At 72.2% G+C, this 15,738-nt stretch carries 12 protein-coding genes, 1 pseudogene and 1 riboswitch; of the genes and pseudogenes, 4 read left to right on the top strand and 9 right to left on the bottom strand.

Annotated features, from left to right (window positions below; translation table 11 throughout):
• The first annotated feature begins 248 nt into the window (after positions 1-248).
• Positions 249-2,255: a DNA helicase RecQ gene (gene recQ / locus AB0J12_RS31485; RefSeq protein WP_363268039.1), complete on the top strand. Its 2,007-nt coding sequence runs from the start codon at positions 249-251 to the stop codon at positions 2,253-2,255.
• A gap of 63 nt (positions 2,256-2,318) precedes the next feature.
• On the opposite strand, the gene AB0J12_RS31480 is transcribed toward recQ, so the two are convergent.
• The 8 genes from AB0J12_RS31480 to fahA all read right to left on the bottom strand — a co-directional run bounded on the left by AB0J12_RS31480 (position 2,319) and on the right by fahA (position 11,912).
• Positions 2,319-5,099 carry a fumarate reductase/succinate dehydrogenase flavoprotein subunit gene (locus AB0J12_RS31480; protein WP_363268038.1) on the bottom strand — a complete coding sequence of 927 codons (2,781 nt, stop codon included), beginning with the start codon at positions 5,097-5,099 and terminating at the stop codon, positions 2,319-2,321.
• Between the two features lie 50 nt (positions 5,100-5,149).
• Positions 5,150-5,944, bottom strand: coding sequence for an ABC transporter ATP-binding protein (locus AB0J12_RS31475; protein ID WP_363267967.1), 795 nt, complete (start codon positions 5,942-5,944; stop codon positions 5,150-5,152).
• Positions 5,928-6,809 (bottom strand): ABC transporter permease, encoded by an 882-nt coding sequence (locus AB0J12_RS31470; RefSeq protein WP_363267966.1) that lies wholly within the window; start codon positions 6,807-6,809, stop codon positions 5,928-5,930. Before AB0J12_RS31470 ends, AB0J12_RS31475 begins: the two co-directional genes overlap by 17 nt.
• A complete protein-coding gene (locus tag AB0J12_RS31465; RefSeq protein WP_363267965.1) occupies positions 6,806-8,149 on the bottom strand; it encodes an ABC transporter substrate-binding protein in 1,344 nt (447 codons plus the stop codon). Before AB0J12_RS31465 ends, AB0J12_RS31470 begins: the two co-directional genes overlap by 4 nt.
• Positions 8,150-8,165: 16 nt before the next feature.
• Positions 8,166-8,393: a ferredoxin family protein gene (locus AB0J12_RS31460; protein ID WP_053852588.1), complete on the bottom strand. Its 228-nt coding sequence runs from the start codon at positions 8,391-8,393 to the stop codon at positions 8,166-8,168.
• A 155-nt stretch (positions 8,394-8,548) separates the two neighbouring features.
• Positions 8,549-9,337 (bottom strand): GntR family transcriptional regulator, encoded by a 789-nt coding sequence (locus tag AB0J12_RS31455; protein ID WP_363267964.1) that lies wholly within the window; start codon positions 9,335-9,337, stop codon positions 8,549-8,551.
• Between the two features lie 267 nt (positions 9,338-9,604).
• Positions 9,605-10,543, bottom strand: a complete 939-nt coding sequence (locus AB0J12_RS31450) for a M56 family metallopeptidase (protein ID WP_363267963.1) — start codon at positions 10,541-10,543, stop codon at positions 9,605-9,607.
• A gap of 154 nt (positions 10,544-10,697) precedes the next feature.
• Entirely contained in the window at positions 10,698-11,912 is a 1,215-nt protein-coding gene (gene fahA, locus AB0J12_RS31445) for a fumarylacetoacetase (RefSeq protein ID WP_363267961.1), read from the bottom strand.
• 240 nt (positions 11,913-12,152) lie between these two features.
• Here fahA and AB0J12_RS31440 point away from each other — a divergent pair.
• Positions 12,153-12,522, top strand: a pseudogene (locus AB0J12_RS31440) (ATP-grasp domain-containing protein); the annotation flags it as partial.
• Between the two features lie 67 nt (positions 12,523-12,589).
• Complete coding sequence (locus tag AB0J12_RS31435) at positions 12,590-13,396, top strand: HAD family hydrolase (protein WP_363267960.1); 807 nt, start codon at positions 12,590-12,592, stop codon at positions 13,394-13,396.
• 9 nt (positions 13,397-13,405) lie between these two features.
• Here the strand turns inward: AB0J12_RS31435 and AB0J12_RS31430 are convergent, their stop codons facing one another.
• Entirely contained in the window at positions 13,406-13,900 is a 495-nt protein-coding gene (locus tag AB0J12_RS31430; protein WP_363267959.1) for a transglycosylase SLT domain-containing protein, read from the bottom strand.
• A 5-nt stretch (positions 13,901-13,905) separates the two neighbouring features.
• Positions 13,906-14,088, bottom strand: a riboswitch (cyclic di-AMP (ydaO/yuaA leader).
• A 577-nt stretch (positions 14,089-14,665) separates the two neighbouring features.
• On the opposite strand from AB0J12_RS31430, the gene AB0J12_RS31425 reads away from it, so the two are divergent.
• Entirely contained in the window at positions 14,666-15,676 is a 1,011-nt protein-coding gene (locus AB0J12_RS31425; protein WP_363267958.1) for a polyprenyl synthetase family protein, read from the top strand.
• Positions 15,677-15,738 lie beyond the last annotated feature (62 nt).

Genomic DNA, 15,738 nt, shown 5'->3' with positions numbered 1-15,738 from the left:
ACATCTCCTTCGGCGACGGACGGACACGACGGCTGCGGGTCCCCCCGGCCCCGCCCGAGCAGCATGTCCCGCACGTCGGGGGCTCGCCACGCCGGGCGGGCCATTGGGCTGAGGTACGACGACGGCACGCGAGTGCGATGGCGAGGCCGGATGATCACACCGTGCGCCTGTGGATAACTCGGGGGCTGTCACCGCGGGCCCCTATCGTGGAGGCAGTGGTCGAAGGACGACACACGGGGGACGGGACGATGGCCGGGACGGGCGTGATCAGCGAGATGGCAGAGATGACCGAGGCGCCGGGCGTGGGCGAGAGCGAAGCGCTCGCCACACTGCACCGGGTCTTCGGATACGAGGCCTTCCGCGGCGAGCAGGAAGCGATCGTCGAGCATGTGGTGGCCGGCGGCGACGCGGTCGTCCTCATGCCGACCGGCGGCGGCAAGTCGCTGTGCTATCAGATCCCGGCCCTGGTCAGACCGGGTACGGGGATCGTCGTATCGCCGCTCATCGCGCTCATGCAGGACCAGGTGGACGCGCTGCGGGCGCTCGGTGTGCGCGCCGGGTTCATCAACTCCACGCAGGACTTCGACGAGCGGCGCGTGGTGGAGGCCGAGTTCCTGGCGGGCGAGCTGGACCTGCTGTACCTGGCTCCGGAGCGGCTGCGGGTCGACGCCACCCTGGACCTGCTCTCCCGGGGGAAGATCTCCGTCTTCGCCATCGACGAGGCGCACTGTGTCTCCCAGTGGGGCCACGACTTCCGGCCCGACTACCTCACCCTGTCCCTGCTCGGTGAGCGCTGGCCGGACGTGCCGCGCATCGCGCTCACCGCGACGGCGACCCATGCGACGCACCGGGAGATCACCGAGCGGCTGAACATGCCGCGGGCCCGGCACTTCGTGGCCAGCTTCGACCGGCCCAACATCCAGTACCGGATCGTGTCGAAGTCGGACCCGAAGAAGCAGCTGCTGAGCTTCCTGCGGGAGGAGCACGCGGGCGACGCCGGCATCGTCTACTGCCTGTCGCGCAACTCCGTGGACAAGACGGCGGAGTTCCTCACCCGCAACGGCATCCAGGCGGTGCCGTACCACGCGGGCCTGGACGCCGGCACGCGCGCCGCGCACCAGTCGCGCTTCCTGCGGGAGGACGGTCTGATCGTGGTGGCGACGATCGCCTTCGGCATGGGCATCGACAAGCCGGACGTGCGCTTCGTCGCCCACCTGGACCTGCCGAAATCGGTCGAGGGCTACTACCAGGAGACCGGCCGGGCCGGCCGCGACGGACTGCCCTCCACGGCCTGGATGGCCTACGGCCTCAACGACGTCATACAGCAGCGCAAGCTCATCCAGTCCGGTGAGGGCGACGAGGCCTTCCGGCGGCGGGCCCAGTCCCACCTGGACGCCATGCTCGCCCTGTGCGAGACCTCCCAGTGCAGGCGCGGCCAGCTCCTCGCCTACTTCGGTCAGGAGCCGGACGCGGCGGGATGCGGCAACTGCGACACCTGCCTCACCCCGCCGGAGACCTGGGACGGCACGATCGCCGCGCAGAAGGTGCTGTCGACGGTGGTGCGCCTGCAGCGCGAGCGCGGGCAGAAGTTCGGCACCGGTCAGATCGTGGACATCCTGCTGGGCAAGCGCACCGGCAAGGTGATCCAGTTCGACCACGACCAGCTGTCGGTGTTCGGCATCGGCCAGGAACTCGGCGAGGGCGAATGGCGCGGTGTGGTGCGCCAGATGCTCGCCCAGGGACTGCTCGCCGTCGAGGGGGACTACGGCACGCTGGTGCTGACCGAGGCCAGCGGATCGGTGCTGCGGCGCGAGCGGGACGTGCCGCTGCGCAAGGAGCCGAAGAAGCCGGCGGCCTCCCGGTCGGCGTCGGGCTCCACGGGCTCCTCCGGCCGTGGCGGCAGGCCCAAGACCGCCGCCGCCGAGCTGCCCGAGTCGCTCCAGCCCGCCTTCGAGGCCCTGCGCGCCTGGCGCGCCGAGCAGGCCCGCGAACAGGGTGTCCCGGCGTACGTCATCTTCCACGACGCGACGCTGCGCGAGATCGTCACGGTGTGGCCGACGTCGGTGCAGGAGCTCGGAACGGTCAGCGGGGTGGGCCTGAAGAAGCTGGAGACGTACGGGGAGGGCGTGATCGAGGTCCTGGCCGGTCTGGGCGGGCCGCCCGGCGCGGCAGCACCGCGGGAGGGCGGGCCCGGCGCGGCGGAGCCGGAGAACGACTGGCCCGACGCCGAACCGGAGCCGGAGGACTGGATATAGGGCGTGCGGCGCGCGGCGGTCGCCGTCCGACGAGGACCGAAGCGCGCCCTGGGCCCCTGCTCGTCACAGCCCCCGTGTCGCGTACGCCCTGACGTCCGCGTCGGTGTCCGCGGTGGCCGTGGCGAGGGCCGCTCGGGCGCCCTCGGCGTCGCCGTGCCGGGTGAGGGCGAGGACGGCGGCCTTGCGCACGTCGGCGTTCGGATCGGCGACCGCCCTGGCGAGCGCGGGGACGGCCAAGGGGGCGTCCGCGGCCGACAGCGCGGTGGCGGCACCGGCGCGGACCTGCCAGGCCGCATCGGTCAGGGCGGCCACGGCCCGTGTGGCCAGCGGGGCAGGGCAGCCGGCGCTGCCCAGCGCCTCGTACGCCGCACCGCGCACCAGCGCGTCGGAGTCCTCGGTGAGCCCGGCGAGCGCGGCGTGGACGGTACCGGGTGACGCGGGGTCCGGGGCGTCGGTTGCGCGGGGGGTCGACGCCACCGTGGCCAGCGCCTTGGCGAGCGTGACCCGGACCTCGCGGGAGGGGTCGGCGGTGGCGGCGCGGGCCAGTTCGCCGGCGGCGTCGACGGAGACGAGGGCCCGTACGGCCGCGATGCGCACGGCGATGTCGGTGTCGGCCAGCGAGCCGGCGAACAGGCCGGCGTCACCGAGGCGCAGGGCCCGCAGGATGTCGAGGGCGGCGGCTCGGACGACGGGGTCCGGTTCGGCCAGGGCGGCGGCGAGGCCGTCGCGCAGGGCGGGCTCGGGCGGCAGGGTCTCGACCAGCTCACGCAGCGATGCGGCGGCCGCGGACCGCACCTCGGCGGCCGGGTCGCGCAGCGCGGCGGCGAGGGCGGGCCCGGTCCCGGCGGGCAGTGTCTCGGTCAGGACGGCGACCGCCTCGCGCCGGACGGCGGCCGCCGGATCGGCCAAGTAGGAGCGCAGAGCGGCGAGTTCGGGCTGTTCCTCGGCGAGGGCGACCAGCTCCAGGAGGCGCTCGGCGGACGGCCCGGTGCGGGGGAGGGCGCCCGAGAACTGAGGGGGTTCGGCGGACGCTTCCGGCACGGGGCACTCGGAAGCGACGCCCGTGGCCACCAGGGGTGCCGCGTCCCGCGACCCGGCCGCTGCCACGTCCTGCGGGCGCACCTCGCCGAGGGCACGAGGGGAACCGCCGACCGGCGCGTACCCCTCCACGGGGACCAGATAGGGAGCCACGGGACGGGCCGTGAACTCCATCGCACCAGAGGGGGACTTGTGCAGATCGAGGTGGTGGAACCAGGAGGCGTCGTCGCGCGCGGGATGGTCCAGTCGCTCGTGGTAGAGACCCCAGCGGGACTCCGTGCGGGCCAGGGAGGCGCGCGCGGCCATCTCCGCGCAGTCGCGGATGAAGGTGACCTCCGCGCACCGCATCAGCTCGTGCGCCGTGCGCGCCCCCATCGCGGCGATGTCGGTGCGCATCCGCTCGAACGCCTCCAGAGCCAGCGAGAGCCGGGCGCCCGACTTCGGCGGGGCGACGTAGTCGTTCACGAAACGGCGCAGCTTGTACTCGACCTGCTGCTGCGGGGGGCCGTCCGGGTTGCGCAGCGGGCGGTAGATCAGCTCGTGCGCCTCGCGCAGCTGGTCCTCGGGCAGCTCGCCCTCGTAGGCCGTGTACCGGGCGGCGTCCGCGCCGGCCAGGTCGCCGAAGACGAAGGCGCCGATCATGTAGTTGTGCGGCACGCACGCAAGGTCGCCGGCCGCGTACAGGCGGGGCACGGTGGTGCGGGCGTGGTCGTCGACGCGGACACCGGAGGCGGAGTGGCCGCCGCACAGGCCGATCTCGGAGATGTGCATCTCGATGTCGTGGGTGCGGTAGTCGTGGCCGCGTCCGGCGTGGAAGGTGCCACGGGTGGGGCGTTCGGTGGAGTGCAGGATCGACTCCAGCGCCGCGACCGACTCCTCCGGCAGATGGCTGAGCTTGAGATAGACCGGGCCCCGGTCGGAGGCCACCTCGGCGGCGAACTCCGCCATCATCTGCCCCGACCAGTAGTCGGAGTCGACGAAGCGCTCGCCGTGCCGGTTGACCTGGTAGCCGCCGAAGGGGTTGGCCACATAGGCGCACGCCGGGCCGTTGTAGTCCTTGATCAGCGGGTTGATCTGGAAGCACTCGATACCGGTGAGTTGGGCGCCCGCGTGGTAGGCCATGGCGTAGCCGTCGCCCGCGTTGGTGGGGTTCTCGTAGGTGCCGTACAGGTAGCCCGAGGCGGGCAGGCCGAGGCGGCCGCAGGCACCGGTGGCCAGGATCACCGCGCCCGCGCGGACGGTGACGAACGCGCCGGTGCGGGTGTTGAAGCCGACCGCTCCCACGGCCCGCCCCCGCGCCGTGAGGACCCGCACCGGCATCACCCGGTTCTCGATGCGGATCCGCTCCCGCATCTCCCGCCGCCGCAGCTGCCGGTAGAGGACCTTCTTGACGTCCTTGCCCTCCGGCATGGGCAGCACATAGGAGCCGGAGCGGTGCACCTGGCGGACGGCGTACTCACCGTGCTCGTCCTTCTCGAACTTCACGCCGTACGACTCAAGCCGTTGCACCATCGCGAAGCCGCGCGTCGCCGTCTGGCGGACCGTGGACTGGTCGACGATGCCGTCGTTGGCGCGGGTGATCTCGGCGACGTAGTCGTCGGGTTCGGCACGGCCGGGGACGACCGCGTTGTTGACGCCGTCCATGCCCATGGCGAGCGCGCCCGAGTGGCGGACGTGGGCCTTCTCCAGCAGCAGCACGTCCGCGCCGCGCTCGGCGGCGGTCAGCGCGGCCATCGTCCCGGCGGTGCCGCCGCCGATGACGAGGACGTCGCAGGTCAGCTCCTCGGCGTCACCGAGGGCGGGGATCGCCAGAGGAGTGTCCACAGTGGTGTTCACGACGGTCACCGGAGTGCCTTTCACGTACCGAGCGAGGAGAGGATGTCGCGGCGCAGTGCCACGCGCGCGGGGTCGTCGCCTGCCGTCCGGTCACGGGGGCGCGGCACATCGCGTACGGCGGTCAGTTCGCCGGAGCCGATCAGCGCCACCCGGTCGCCGAGGAACAGCGCCTCGTCGACGTCGTGGGTGACGAAGACGACAGTGGCGGCCGTGCCGTGCAGTACCTCCACCAGCAGGTCCTGCATGCCGGCCCGGGTCTGGGCGTCCAGCGCGCCGAACGGCTCGTCCATCAGCACGGCGCGGGGCCGGCCGGCCAGGGCGCGGGCCAGCTGGGCGCGCTGGCGCTGTCCGCCCGAGACACGGTGGGGCAACTGCCCGGCCTGTTCGGCTAGGTGGACGCGGGCCAGCCAGTCCTCGGCCTGCGCTCTGCGTGCGCGGCGGGGGACGCCGGCGATGGCGAGCGGGAGTTCCACGTTGCCGCGCAGGGTGCGCCAGGGCAGCAGCGCGTCCTCCTGGAAGACCAGGGCGCGTTCCGCCGTCGGCCCGGTCAGTGGCCGGCCGTCCTGCTCGAGGGTTCCGGCGAGCGGGGGCAGCAGCCCGGCGAGGGTGCGCAGCAGCGTCGACTTGCCGCAGCCGGAGGGGCCGACGACGGTGAGAATCTCGCCGGGAGCGATGTCCACGTCGACGCCACCGACGGCGGGAGCGTCCGGGCGGCCGAGTGTGACGCCGCGCAGGGTGAGCCGGGTGCCGTGCGCGGTCTGCACCGGACGGGTCACGGGCGGGGCGGGCGTGCGGGTTTCAGACGAAGTGCTCATCACGTGCCTCCTTGCTCGGCGCGGCGGACGCCGCGGCCACGGCGGCGCCTTCCGGCGCCTTCGACGCGGCGGATCCGGCGGGGCGGACGCGTCCCGTGGCGGCATGGGATGTGCGGGGCAGCCAGCGGGTCAGGCGGCGGCCGAGGAGTTCCACGGCGGTGGAGGTGATCCAGCCGAGCACGCCGATCGTGACCATGCCGACGAACACGCCGGGATAGTCGACGACGGTGTAGTCCTGCCAGGTGCGGTAGCCGACGCCGTACTGGCCGGAGATCATCTCGGCGGAGATCACACAGATCCACGACACGCCGATGCCGACCGACAGCCCGCCGAAGATGCCGGGCAGGGCCCCCGGCAGCACGACCGAGCCGAGCACACGCCATCGGTTGCCGCCCATGGTGCGCACCGTCTCCTCCCACACGGGGGCCAGGGCGCGCACCGCGTGCCGGGTGGAGACCAGGACGGGGAAGAAGGCGGCGGTGCAGGTGATGAAGACGATGCCTTGTTCGTTGGAGGGGAAGAGAAGGATCGCGACGGGGACGAGGGCGATGGCGGGGATGGGGCGGACCACTTCCAGCAGCGTGCCGAGCAGGTCCTCGGCGAGCCGCGAGCGGGCCACGAGCACGCCAGCGGCGACGCCGAGGACGGCCGCGAGGAGGAAGCCGGAGGCGATTCGGGTCAGGCTGTCGGTGAGGTCCGTCCAGTAGTCGGGGCCGGACAGCCGCCGGGCGAAGGCGTGGGCGACGTCGGTGACCGTGGGGAACTGCGAGAAGCGCAGCCACAGGTCGACGTCCAGGCTGGTCAGCAGCTGCCACACGCCGAGGGCGGCGGCGAGGGAGAGGACGCGCAGCGCGTACCGGGTCATGAGGCCCGCTCCAGGGCGTCGGCGTACGTGATGACCCGTGCGCCGCCGTGTCCGTCGACGTAGGCCCGCGCGGTCGCGGGGGCGACGAACGGCAGCAGCTTCTTCCCGTCGGCCACCCAGATCGCCTGGTCGGCGAACCACAGGGTGCCGGTGGTGGCGTCGGCGACGTAGGCGGCGCGGACGGTGTCGCGGTGCCGCTTCACGTGGCTGAGCAGCGCCGTGGGGGAGGGCAGCTGGAGGGTCTGGTCAGCGCCCTTGGGCCAGACCTCGGCGGCGGCCGGGGCGGGCGTGGCGGTCAGGCGCCGGGTGTAGGAGGCGCCGAGGGCCTGCTTCACGTAGCGGTCGTCGACGAACGCGTCCACGTCGATGTCGCCGGTCAGTTTCGCGGCCTTCAGGATGGCCACGTCCTGCTTGAGCGCGGAGACGAGCTGCGGTTTGACGGCCGGGTCGAAGGTGGCGATGCCGTGGGCGCCGTTGTAGAGGTAGACGACCTCGGCGGGCAGGCCGGTGGCGTCGGCGACCCTCTCGGCGGCGGCCACGGGATGGGCGCCGAGGTAGTCGGTGGCCTCGGCCTGGGCCTTGAGGAAGGCCTCCAGCACGGCCGGGTGCTTCTTGGCGAAGTCCTCGCGGGCGGTGACGCCGTGGAAGGTGGGCAGGTTCAGCTGGGCACCGTCGTAGAGGGCCTTGGCCTTGCCCTGGTAGGCGAGCAGACCCGGCCAGGCGACGAACTGCGACAACGCGTCCGTGCTGCCCGCGGCCAGGGCGGAGGCGCCGACGGCCGGTTGCTGGTTGAGCTTCTCGATGCCCTTGTCGGGGTCGATGCCGGCGCGCTGCAGGGCCCGCACGAGGGTGCCGTCGGCCGCGGAGCCGACGGACGTGGAGACCTTCTTGCCCTTCAGGTCGGTCACGGAGGCGAGCTTCGAGTCGGGTGCGGTGACGATGGTGTTGAGGCCGCCGCGGAGGTTGTAGCCGGTGACGGAGACCAGGTGGGTGGGGCGATCGAGCTGCTTGCCTCGGGCGGCGTTGATGAGCAGCGGGAAGTCACCCATCGAGCCGATGTCGATCTTTCCTGCGGTCATCTGGGCCGTGATGGGCGCGCCCGTGGCGTAGTCCTGCCAGACGACCTTGTAGGTGTGGCCGTCGTGCAGGGCGTTCAGCTGCTTCTCGAAGGAGCCGAGGGAGCGCAGCAGGGTGCCGGCGGTGACGGTGTTGATGGTCTTGGACTGGTAGCCGACGGTCACGGTGACCGTGGCGCTGTCACCGCCGGCGGAGGCGGTGCCGCCGCAGGCGGTGAGCGGCGCGAGGAACAGCACGGTGGCGGCAAGGGCTTTGGGTTTCATGGCTGGGGGTGACCTCTCACCGGAGCAGGTAGGGCATGTTGACCGTGACGGCTCCGGTGGGACAGCGGGCCGCGCACGGGCCGCAGTACCAGCACTCGTCGACGTGCATGTACGCCTTGCCGCTGGAGGTGTCGATGGCGAGGGAGTCCAGCGGGCACATGTCCACGCAGAGGGTGCAGCCGTCGATGCACTTCGACTCGTCGATGGTCACGGGCACGTCGGCCCGCTGGGGCACCAAGGGCATGGCTGTCTCCAGAGATCCGGAAAAGGTCCGCGGGGAGGTCCGCGCGAGAAGTCGCCGCCGCCGTGAACCGGTCGGGCCCTGCCGAACGATGAAGAGGTGAAGGGCCGGACGGGACGGACCGGAAGGGGGCGGGGTGGGATGAGGACGGTGAGAGGTCAGGCGGAGCGGTGCAGCAGGCCGCTCATGGAGATGCGGTCGCCGCGGAAGCGGATGAACTCCAGGTCCACCGGGCGCCCGTCGCACAGGTGCGTGAGGCGTTCCAGCATCAGGACGGCCGCTCCGCGCGGTGCCTCCAGGACGGCGGCGGAGTGGGCGTCCGCGTTCACCGACTCCAGGGTGATCTCGGCGTGGCCGAGACGCCGGCCGGTGATGGCCTCCAGGAGACGGAACACGTCGGTGTTCTCCAGGTCGGCGCCGAGCAGGGCGGTGCCGATGTCGAGCGGGATGTAGGTCAGGTCGAGGGAGAGCGGTAGGCCGTTCAGGCGGCGCAGCCGTTCGATGTAGAGGACGTCGGCGCCGGGCGGGACGTGCAGCCGGTCGGCCACGGGGCCCGGTGCGGGGGCGGGGCCCATGGTGCGGACCTCGTTGGTGACACGGCCGTGTTCGTGCAGGGTTTCGGCCAGACCCATCAGGCGGTCCAGTCCATGGGGGTACTTACGGGCGACGACGACCGTGCCGACGCCGGGCAGGCGGTCGACGAGGCCCTCGGAACGCAGCAGGTCGAGAGCCTGCCGGACGGTGTTGCGGGAGGTGCGGTAGTCGATGGCGAGGAGGGATTCATGGGGGAGCGTGCCGGTCTCGAAGCCGCCGGTGAGGAGCTGGCGGCGGAGGAGGTCGGCGAGCTGCCGGGCTCGGTCCGCGCGCAGCCGGCGGCGCGCACGGTGGGCGGCGACGGTGGTCGCGCCCTGGCCGGCGTGGTCCCGGATACGTTCGGTGGCTGGCATGGCTGGAACCATACCGAGGAGGTAGGAAAAGGGGGTTGCTGAAATGTTGCGCCACCTGACGACCCGTCGAATACGGCGCTGACCTCGGCTTTCGGCGGGCATCGTGGAAGATCTGCCACCCGGGGAGAGCGGCGGCCGCTGCGTCGGTCGGGTGCGGTGCCGTCGGCCGGCGCACGTCAGGCCGACGCCGTACCGTCGGTCAGCGCACGTCGGCCGGCGCACGTCGGTCCGGTGGCCGTGCCGTCCGACAGCGGGAGTGGGCGCGCGTCAGGCCAGTGCCGTCAGACCGGGCGCGAAGGCGATCAGCAGCGGCAGCAGGGGGACCAGCGCGGCGACGGTGGTCGTCAGGGCCCGGCGGCTGCGGTCCAGCCGCGGCGGTGGCTCCAGCAGGCGGTCGACCCGCTCGCCGAGCAGGCGGTGACTGGAGGCGCAGGAGAGGACGCCCCGGTGCTGGTTCAGCTCGATCAGGGCCAGGGCGGTGGTGAGGTGGCCGCAGCGGCGGGAGGCGGTGTCGTCGGCGGCCAGTTCGACCAGGCGGTGGGTCTGGTCGCAGAAGTGGGCGAAGAGCGGGATGCGGGGGAAACCGGTGGCCAGGGCGGTGGACAGGTGCAGCAGCCAGTCGTGGTGGGCGCGGGCGTGGCCGCGCTCATGGGTGAGGATCGCGTCGAGCTGGTGGGCGGTGAGGCGGTGCAGGGCTCCCGTGGTGACGACCAACTGGGGCGGATGGCCCGGCATCCACCAGGCGTCGGGGTACTCGTCCTCCAGCACGAGCAGCGGGCCGCGCGCCGGGCCCAGGCCGGCCGGCAGCTCGGGAGCGCGTTCGCTCAGGTGGGCGCGGGTCACGCCGTGGCGCCGGCGCGCCTCGACCAGTTCGCGGGCGAGCATGGCGGTGGTCCAGGCGGCACCGCAGGCCAGCAGCAGGGTGAGTGCGACCGCCCAGGGCGGGGCCGAAGACAGGTCGTACGCCTCGGTCACGCCGGGCGGCGCGGGCGCGAAGAGCTGGGTGCGCACGGTGTGGAAGACGGCGGCGGTGCTGAGCGTCAGGGCCGTCAGACAGCACAGCAGGACGGTCGCGACGAGGCACTGCCACACCCACAGGGCGACGACCGGTTCCCGCTCGGGCCAGGCGGCCCGGGTCAGCGCGCGCGGGACCGGCACGGCGGCCGTCAGAACGACGACGCTCAGCAGGAGCAGGCAGACGGTCATGCCACGGGCTCCGGATCCTGGTCGGACAGGGCGGGGATGGTCGTGCGGGCGACGGACGCGATCACTCGGCGGCTCGGTGAGTGCGTCCGTCGCCAGTATGACGGCCCCGGGGCGGTGCGTCAGCCCCGTAACGAAGGCCCCGCGGGGGCGGGTGTCAGCGCGTGACGATCCGTCCGGTCACCTCGCCGAGGCCCACCCGGACGCCGTCCGGGCCGGGCGCCCAGGCGGACAGGGTCACCACGTCGCCGTCCTCCAGGAAGGTTCGCTTGCCGTCGGGGAGTTCCAGGGGCTCCTGGCCGTTCCAGGTCAGCTCCAGCAGGGAGCCGCGCTGGTCGGGCTCGGGGCCGCTGACCGTGCCCGAGCCGTAGAGGTCGCCGGTGCGCAGGGAGGCGCCGTTGACCGTCATGTGCGCCAGCTGCTGGGCGGCCGTCCAGTACATGGTGGAGAAGGGAGGCTCGGAGACGACGTGGCCGTTGATGGCGACAGAGATCCGCAGGTCGTAGCCGCCGGGTTCGTCGGTGGAGTCATCGAGGTAGGGCAGCAGCGGGTGGGTGCGCTCCCGGGGCGCGACCCGGGCCTCGTCCAGGGCCTCCAGCGGGGTGATCCACGCGGAGATCGAGGTGGCGAAGGACTTGCCGAGGAAGGGGCCGAGGGGGACGTACTCCCAGGCCTGGATGTCGCGGGCCGACCAGTCGTTGAGCAGGCACAGCCCGAAGACGTGGTCGCGGAAGTCACCGAGGGCGACCGGCTCGCCGAGCGAGGAGGGAGCGCCGACGACGAAACCGACCTCGGCCTCGATGTCGAGGCGGACGGACGGGCCGAAGACGGGCGCCGCATCGGCCGGGGCCTTGCGCTGACCGGAGGGACGCGCGATGTCGGTGCCGGAGACCACGACGGTTCCGGAGCGGCCGTGGTAACCGATCGGGAGGTGCTTCCAGTTGGGGGTGAGGGAGTCGGCGGCGTCGGGGCGGAAGATCTGGCCGACGTTCCGGGCGTGGTTCTCGGAGGCGTAGAAGTCGACGTAGTCCGCGACCTCGAAGGGCAGGTGCAGGGTCACCGAGGACAGAGGGTGGAAGAACGGTTCGACGGCCTCGCGGTGCGAGGGCACCGTGACCCACGCCTTCAGCGCACGCCGCACGTCGGACCAGGCGGTGCGGCCGGCGGCGAGGAGTGGGTTAAGCGAGGGCTGGGCGAGCAGCGCGGCATAGGGGGAGCCGAGCGCCATCGCCGCCGCGCCCGCGTCGAGCACGTGGTCGCCGAGCCGGACACCGACCCGCCGCTCGGCCGGAGAACCGGCCGGCGAGAAGACGCCGTACGGAAGGTTGTGCGCACCGAAGGGGTCGCCCTCGGAGACGTCGAAGGGGGGCATGCGGTGCCGCCTCGCTTTCGTGCACGTCGGACACGGCACCAGGGCCGTGCGATCCAGGTGGTCGCGGCACACGTTACGGCTGAGGCGGCTGTCTTGGGCAGTGTCTGAAGAGTCCGCAGTGTCCGTCATGTCCTTGTCGGGTGCCAATTCCGGCTCAGTGTCCTTGCGGGGAACCCGGACGGAGGGCATCCGTTCCGTCGGGGGACACGTGGGGGACCCGTGGCCTGCAGGGCCGCAAGCCTGCCGTTCCGGGCCGACCGTGAAATACCGCCCCTGATCGTGAAGTTCGGTCACTACCCACTGCACCACGGCGGTGCCGGGGCGATCCGCGGTCTGGGGCGTCCGGGCGTGCCCATGGACGCGATCACCGAGGACTCGTGCACCCCGGCCGCCGCCTCCCGTTATCCGCGGCGCGCGTTCGTGTGGCCGACGACGGGCGCGGAGGAGGCGGGACACCTGGTCGAAGGGCTGCTGCGGACCGGGCGCCGGACCGGACGGCCGACCGTGCTGATTGTGACCGGCGAGCATGCACGGGCTGCACGAGCTGTGCGCGGAACACGGCGTCCCCGGCCCGGCGGCCGCGTTCCCGCGGTCGTACGACGACAGCGTGGCCTGCGCACCGGAGGCGTCGGATCGGGCGGTGAACGGGTGACCTGCGGGGTCCGTATTCTCTGATCATGGCCGCACCCCTCGCATATGCCCTCATCGCCACTGACCTGGACGGAACGCTGCTGCGCGGCGACGACACGCTCTCCGACCGGTCCCGGGCCGCGCTCGCACGGGTGGCGGACGCCGGTGCCCTGCACCTGGTGGTGACGGGCCGCCCGGCGCCCCGGGTGCGGCCGCTGCTGGAGGACCTCGGCTGCACGGGGCTCGCGGTGTGCGGCCAGGGCGCGCAGGTGTACGACGCGGGGGCCGGCCGTCTGCTGTGGTCGGTGACCCTCGACCGGGAGCTGGCCGAGACCGCGCTCGGCAAGATCGAGGCCGAGGTGGGAGAGGTGTACGCCGCCGTCGACCAGGACGGCGTGGACGGGCTGACGCTGATCGAGCCCGGCTACCGGATGCCGCACCCGACGCTGCCGGCGGTGCGGGTCGGGCGGCGCGACGATCTGTGGGGCGAGCCGATCAGCAAGGTGCTGCTGCGCCATCCCGAGCTGTCCGACGACGAGCTGGCGGCGACGGCGCGCGCGGTGGTCGGTTCGCTGGCGATGGTCACCATGTCGGGGCCGGGGACCGTGGAGCTGCAGCCGTGCGGTGTCACCAAGGCGACGGGGCTCGCGCGGGCGGCCGACCATCTCGGGTTGAGCGCCGGGGGGGCCCTCGCGTTCGGGGACATGCCCAACGACATCCCGATGTTCGCCTGGGCCGCCCGCGGGGTGGCCATGGCCAACGCCCATCCGGAGCTGAAGGCCGTGGCCGACGAGGTCACCTTGTCGAACGAGGACGACGGCATCGCCGTCGTCCTCGAACGACTCTTCGGGTGAGGCAGTGGCTCAGTACGCGCTGAACACGTTGTCGATCGAGCCGTAGCGGGCGGCCGCGTAGTTGCAGGCCGCGGTGATGTTGGCGATCGGGTCGTACGGGTCCATGGAGGTGCCGGACACGTGGTAGGCGAGGAACGTCGGGTCGATCACCTGGAGCAGGCCCTTGGACGGGGTACCGGCGGCCGCGTTGGAGTCCCACAGGTTGATGGCGGCGGGGTTGCCCGAGGACTCGCGGATGATGTTGCGGTAGATCCCGTCGTAGGTGCCCGGGATGCCGCGCTGGGACATGATGTCCAGCGACTGGCGGATCCAGCCGTCGAGGGTGTTCGGGTAGACCGAGTTGGCGGCCGTGATCACGGTGGCGCTGGTGGCCGGGGTGGCCGCGGAGGCGCTGGTCGCGCCGAAGAGCGGCAGCGCGAGGGCGGCGGCACCGGTGCCGGCGACGGCGAGGGTGCGGACGAGGCGGGACGTGCGGGTGCGGCGGTGCTGACCGGCAGCAGGCATGGCGAACTTCCTCTCCGGCGCCTACGAGGTGAGCTGTCGGGTTCGGGCTGGAGATGCCCGGCCGGCCGCGGATGCGGCACGGCTTCACCCCGAGCCGGTCCGGGGCGTCGTCGGGGCGACGACGTCCGGTTCGGCGACTTACCTGGGTCCCCCGCTCCTGCCGTACACGGATGAGTTGGTCCGATGGTGGATGCCGGACGGCGGCAGGATTAGGCGTCCATCCGACAGGCCGGGAAGTTATGCGAGAGCACATGCCGGGAACAAGTACTGGTTTCACCTATCGCCCTGGTTGACCTTGGTCGGGCTGTTTGGGGTGCTTGATCCTTTGCGATCGCCAAGCCTCAACTCGCTTGTGGGGACTGGCGAAATGCGGGGCAGACGCATCGGGGGCCGGTGAGGGGCGCGCGTGACCCAATTCACTGGTGTCACAGCTGCAACACATTTGCCGCCAACGTGACTAAGGCGAATCGGCTGATTAATTACGGCAAAACGGGCAGTCGGGTCGTGTTGTGACGCGGTGGGGCGGGGTGGTTCACGGAGGGTGGGGGGTGGTCTTCGCGACGCGAGCATGGTTGATATCGGTACTTTTCAACTGATCAGATGTGATCGATAAACATATCGGGCGTGATCCGATACCGCCTGGCCTGTAACCGTGGGCGCTATCGGTGATCGAAACGTGACCGGATACGCTGACTTGAGTGATGGCAGCGACCTATCGACAAACCGTGTAATCGCCTACCGGCACCAGCAGACAGGAGACCCCTCGTGACCGTCGTCGGGCCGTTCGGGCTTAGCGTGCGGGACCAGGCTCTCGAGGCCGATGTCCAGGCCGGATTGGCGGCTGTCGAGGAAGGGCTGCTCGAGGCCACCAAGAGCGAGGTTCCCTTCATCACGGAGGCCGCGCAGCACCTGGTGCGGGCGGGCGGGAAGCGGTTCCGGCCGCTGCTCGTGATGCTGGCGGCGCAGTTCGGCGACCCGTATGCGCCGGGCGTCGTCCCGTCGGCGGTCGTGGTCGAGCTGACCCACCTGGCGACGCTGTACCACGACGACGTCATGGACGAGGCCGCCGTACGGCGTGGCGTGCCCAGCGCGAACACCCGGTGGGGTAACTCGGTCGCCGTACTGACCGGCGACTTTCTCTTCGCGCGGGCCTCGCAGATCCTCGCCGACCTCGGGCCCGAGGCGGTGCGGGTGCAGGCACTGGCGTTCGAGCGGCTGGTCACCGGGCAGATCCTGGAGACCGCGGGGCCGCAGGACGGGCGCGACCCGGTCGACCACTACCTCGAGGTGCTCGGCGGCAAGACGGGCTCGCTGGTGGCGGTGTCGTGCCGGTTCGGCGCGATGATGTCCGGCGCCGACGAGACGGTCGTGGACGTGCTGACCCAGTACGGGGAGCGGCTGGGCGTCGCCTTCCAGCTGGCCGACGACGTGCTCGACATCGCCTCCGACTCGCACGAGTCCGGCAAGACGCCGGGAACGGATCTTCGCGAGGGCATCCCGACGCTGCCGGTGCTGCGGCTGCGGGAGCGGGCCGAGCGCCTGGGACTGCCGGAGGACCGGGCGCTGTGCGAGCTGCTGGACTCCGATCTGAGCGACGACGCGCGACACGCGGAGGCGCTGACCGCGCTGCGGGCGCACCCCGCGCTGGAGCAGGCGCGGCGCGACACGGTCCGGTACGCCGAGGAGGCGCGGGCGGCGCTGGCGCCGCTGCGGGAGTGCGGCGCCAAGGCGGCGCTGATGGAGCTGTGCGACGCGGTGGTGCACCGGGCGGGCTGACGGAAGCACCGGGCCGGCCGACGGAATCCGTCCGGACCGTTCCCTCTTCTGCGGGCGACGGC

Source organism: Streptomyces sp. NPDC049915 (assembly GCF_040656475.1).
Taxonomy (GTDB): Bacteria; Actinomycetota; Actinomycetes; order Streptomycetales; family Streptomycetaceae; genus Streptomyces.
This window is presented reverse-complemented; position numbering and strand designations above follow the sequence as displayed.

What these genes read in the sequence shown, in the direction of transcription:
- recQ (WP_363268039.1), top strand. Translation starts at nt 249, where the DNA reads ATGGCCGGGACGGGCGTGATCAGCGAGATGGCAGAGATGACCGAGGCG.
- AB0J12_RS31475 (WP_363267967.1), bottom strand. Translation starts at nt 5,944, where the DNA reads ATGAGCACTTCGTCTGAAACCCGCACGCCCGCCCCGCCCGTGACCCGT.
- AB0J12_RS31470 (WP_363267966.1), bottom strand. Translation starts at nt 6,809, where the DNA reads ATGACCCGGTACGCGCTGCGCGTCCTCTCCCTCGCCGCCGCCCTCGGC.
- AB0J12_RS31465 (WP_363267965.1), bottom strand. Translation starts at nt 8,149, where the DNA reads ATGAAACCCAAAGCCCTTGCCGCCACCGTGCTGTTCCTCGCGCCGCTC.
- AB0J12_RS31460 (WP_053852588.1), bottom strand. Translation starts at nt 8,393, where the DNA reads ATGCCCTTGGTGCCCCAGCGGGCCGACGTGCCCGTGACCATCGACGAG.
- AB0J12_RS31455 (WP_363267964.1), bottom strand. Translation starts at nt 9,337, where the DNA reads ATGCCAGCCACCGAACGTATCCGGGACCACGCCGGCCAGGGCGCGACC.
- AB0J12_RS31450 (WP_363267963.1), bottom strand. Translation starts at nt 10,543, where the DNA reads ATGACCGTCTGCCTGCTCCTGCTGAGCGTCGTCGTTCTGACGGCCGCC.
- fahA (WP_363267961.1), bottom strand. Translation starts at nt 11,912, where the DNA reads ATGCCCCCCTTCGACGTCTCCGAGGGCGACCCCTTCGGTGCGCACAAC.
- AB0J12_RS31435 (WP_363267960.1), top strand. Translation starts at nt 12,590, where the DNA reads ATGGCCGCACCCCTCGCATATGCCCTCATCGCCACTGACCTGGACGGA.
- AB0J12_RS31430 (WP_363267959.1), bottom strand. Translation starts at nt 13,900, where the DNA reads ATGCCTGCTGCCGGTCAGCACCGCCGCACCCGCACGTCCCGCCTCGTC.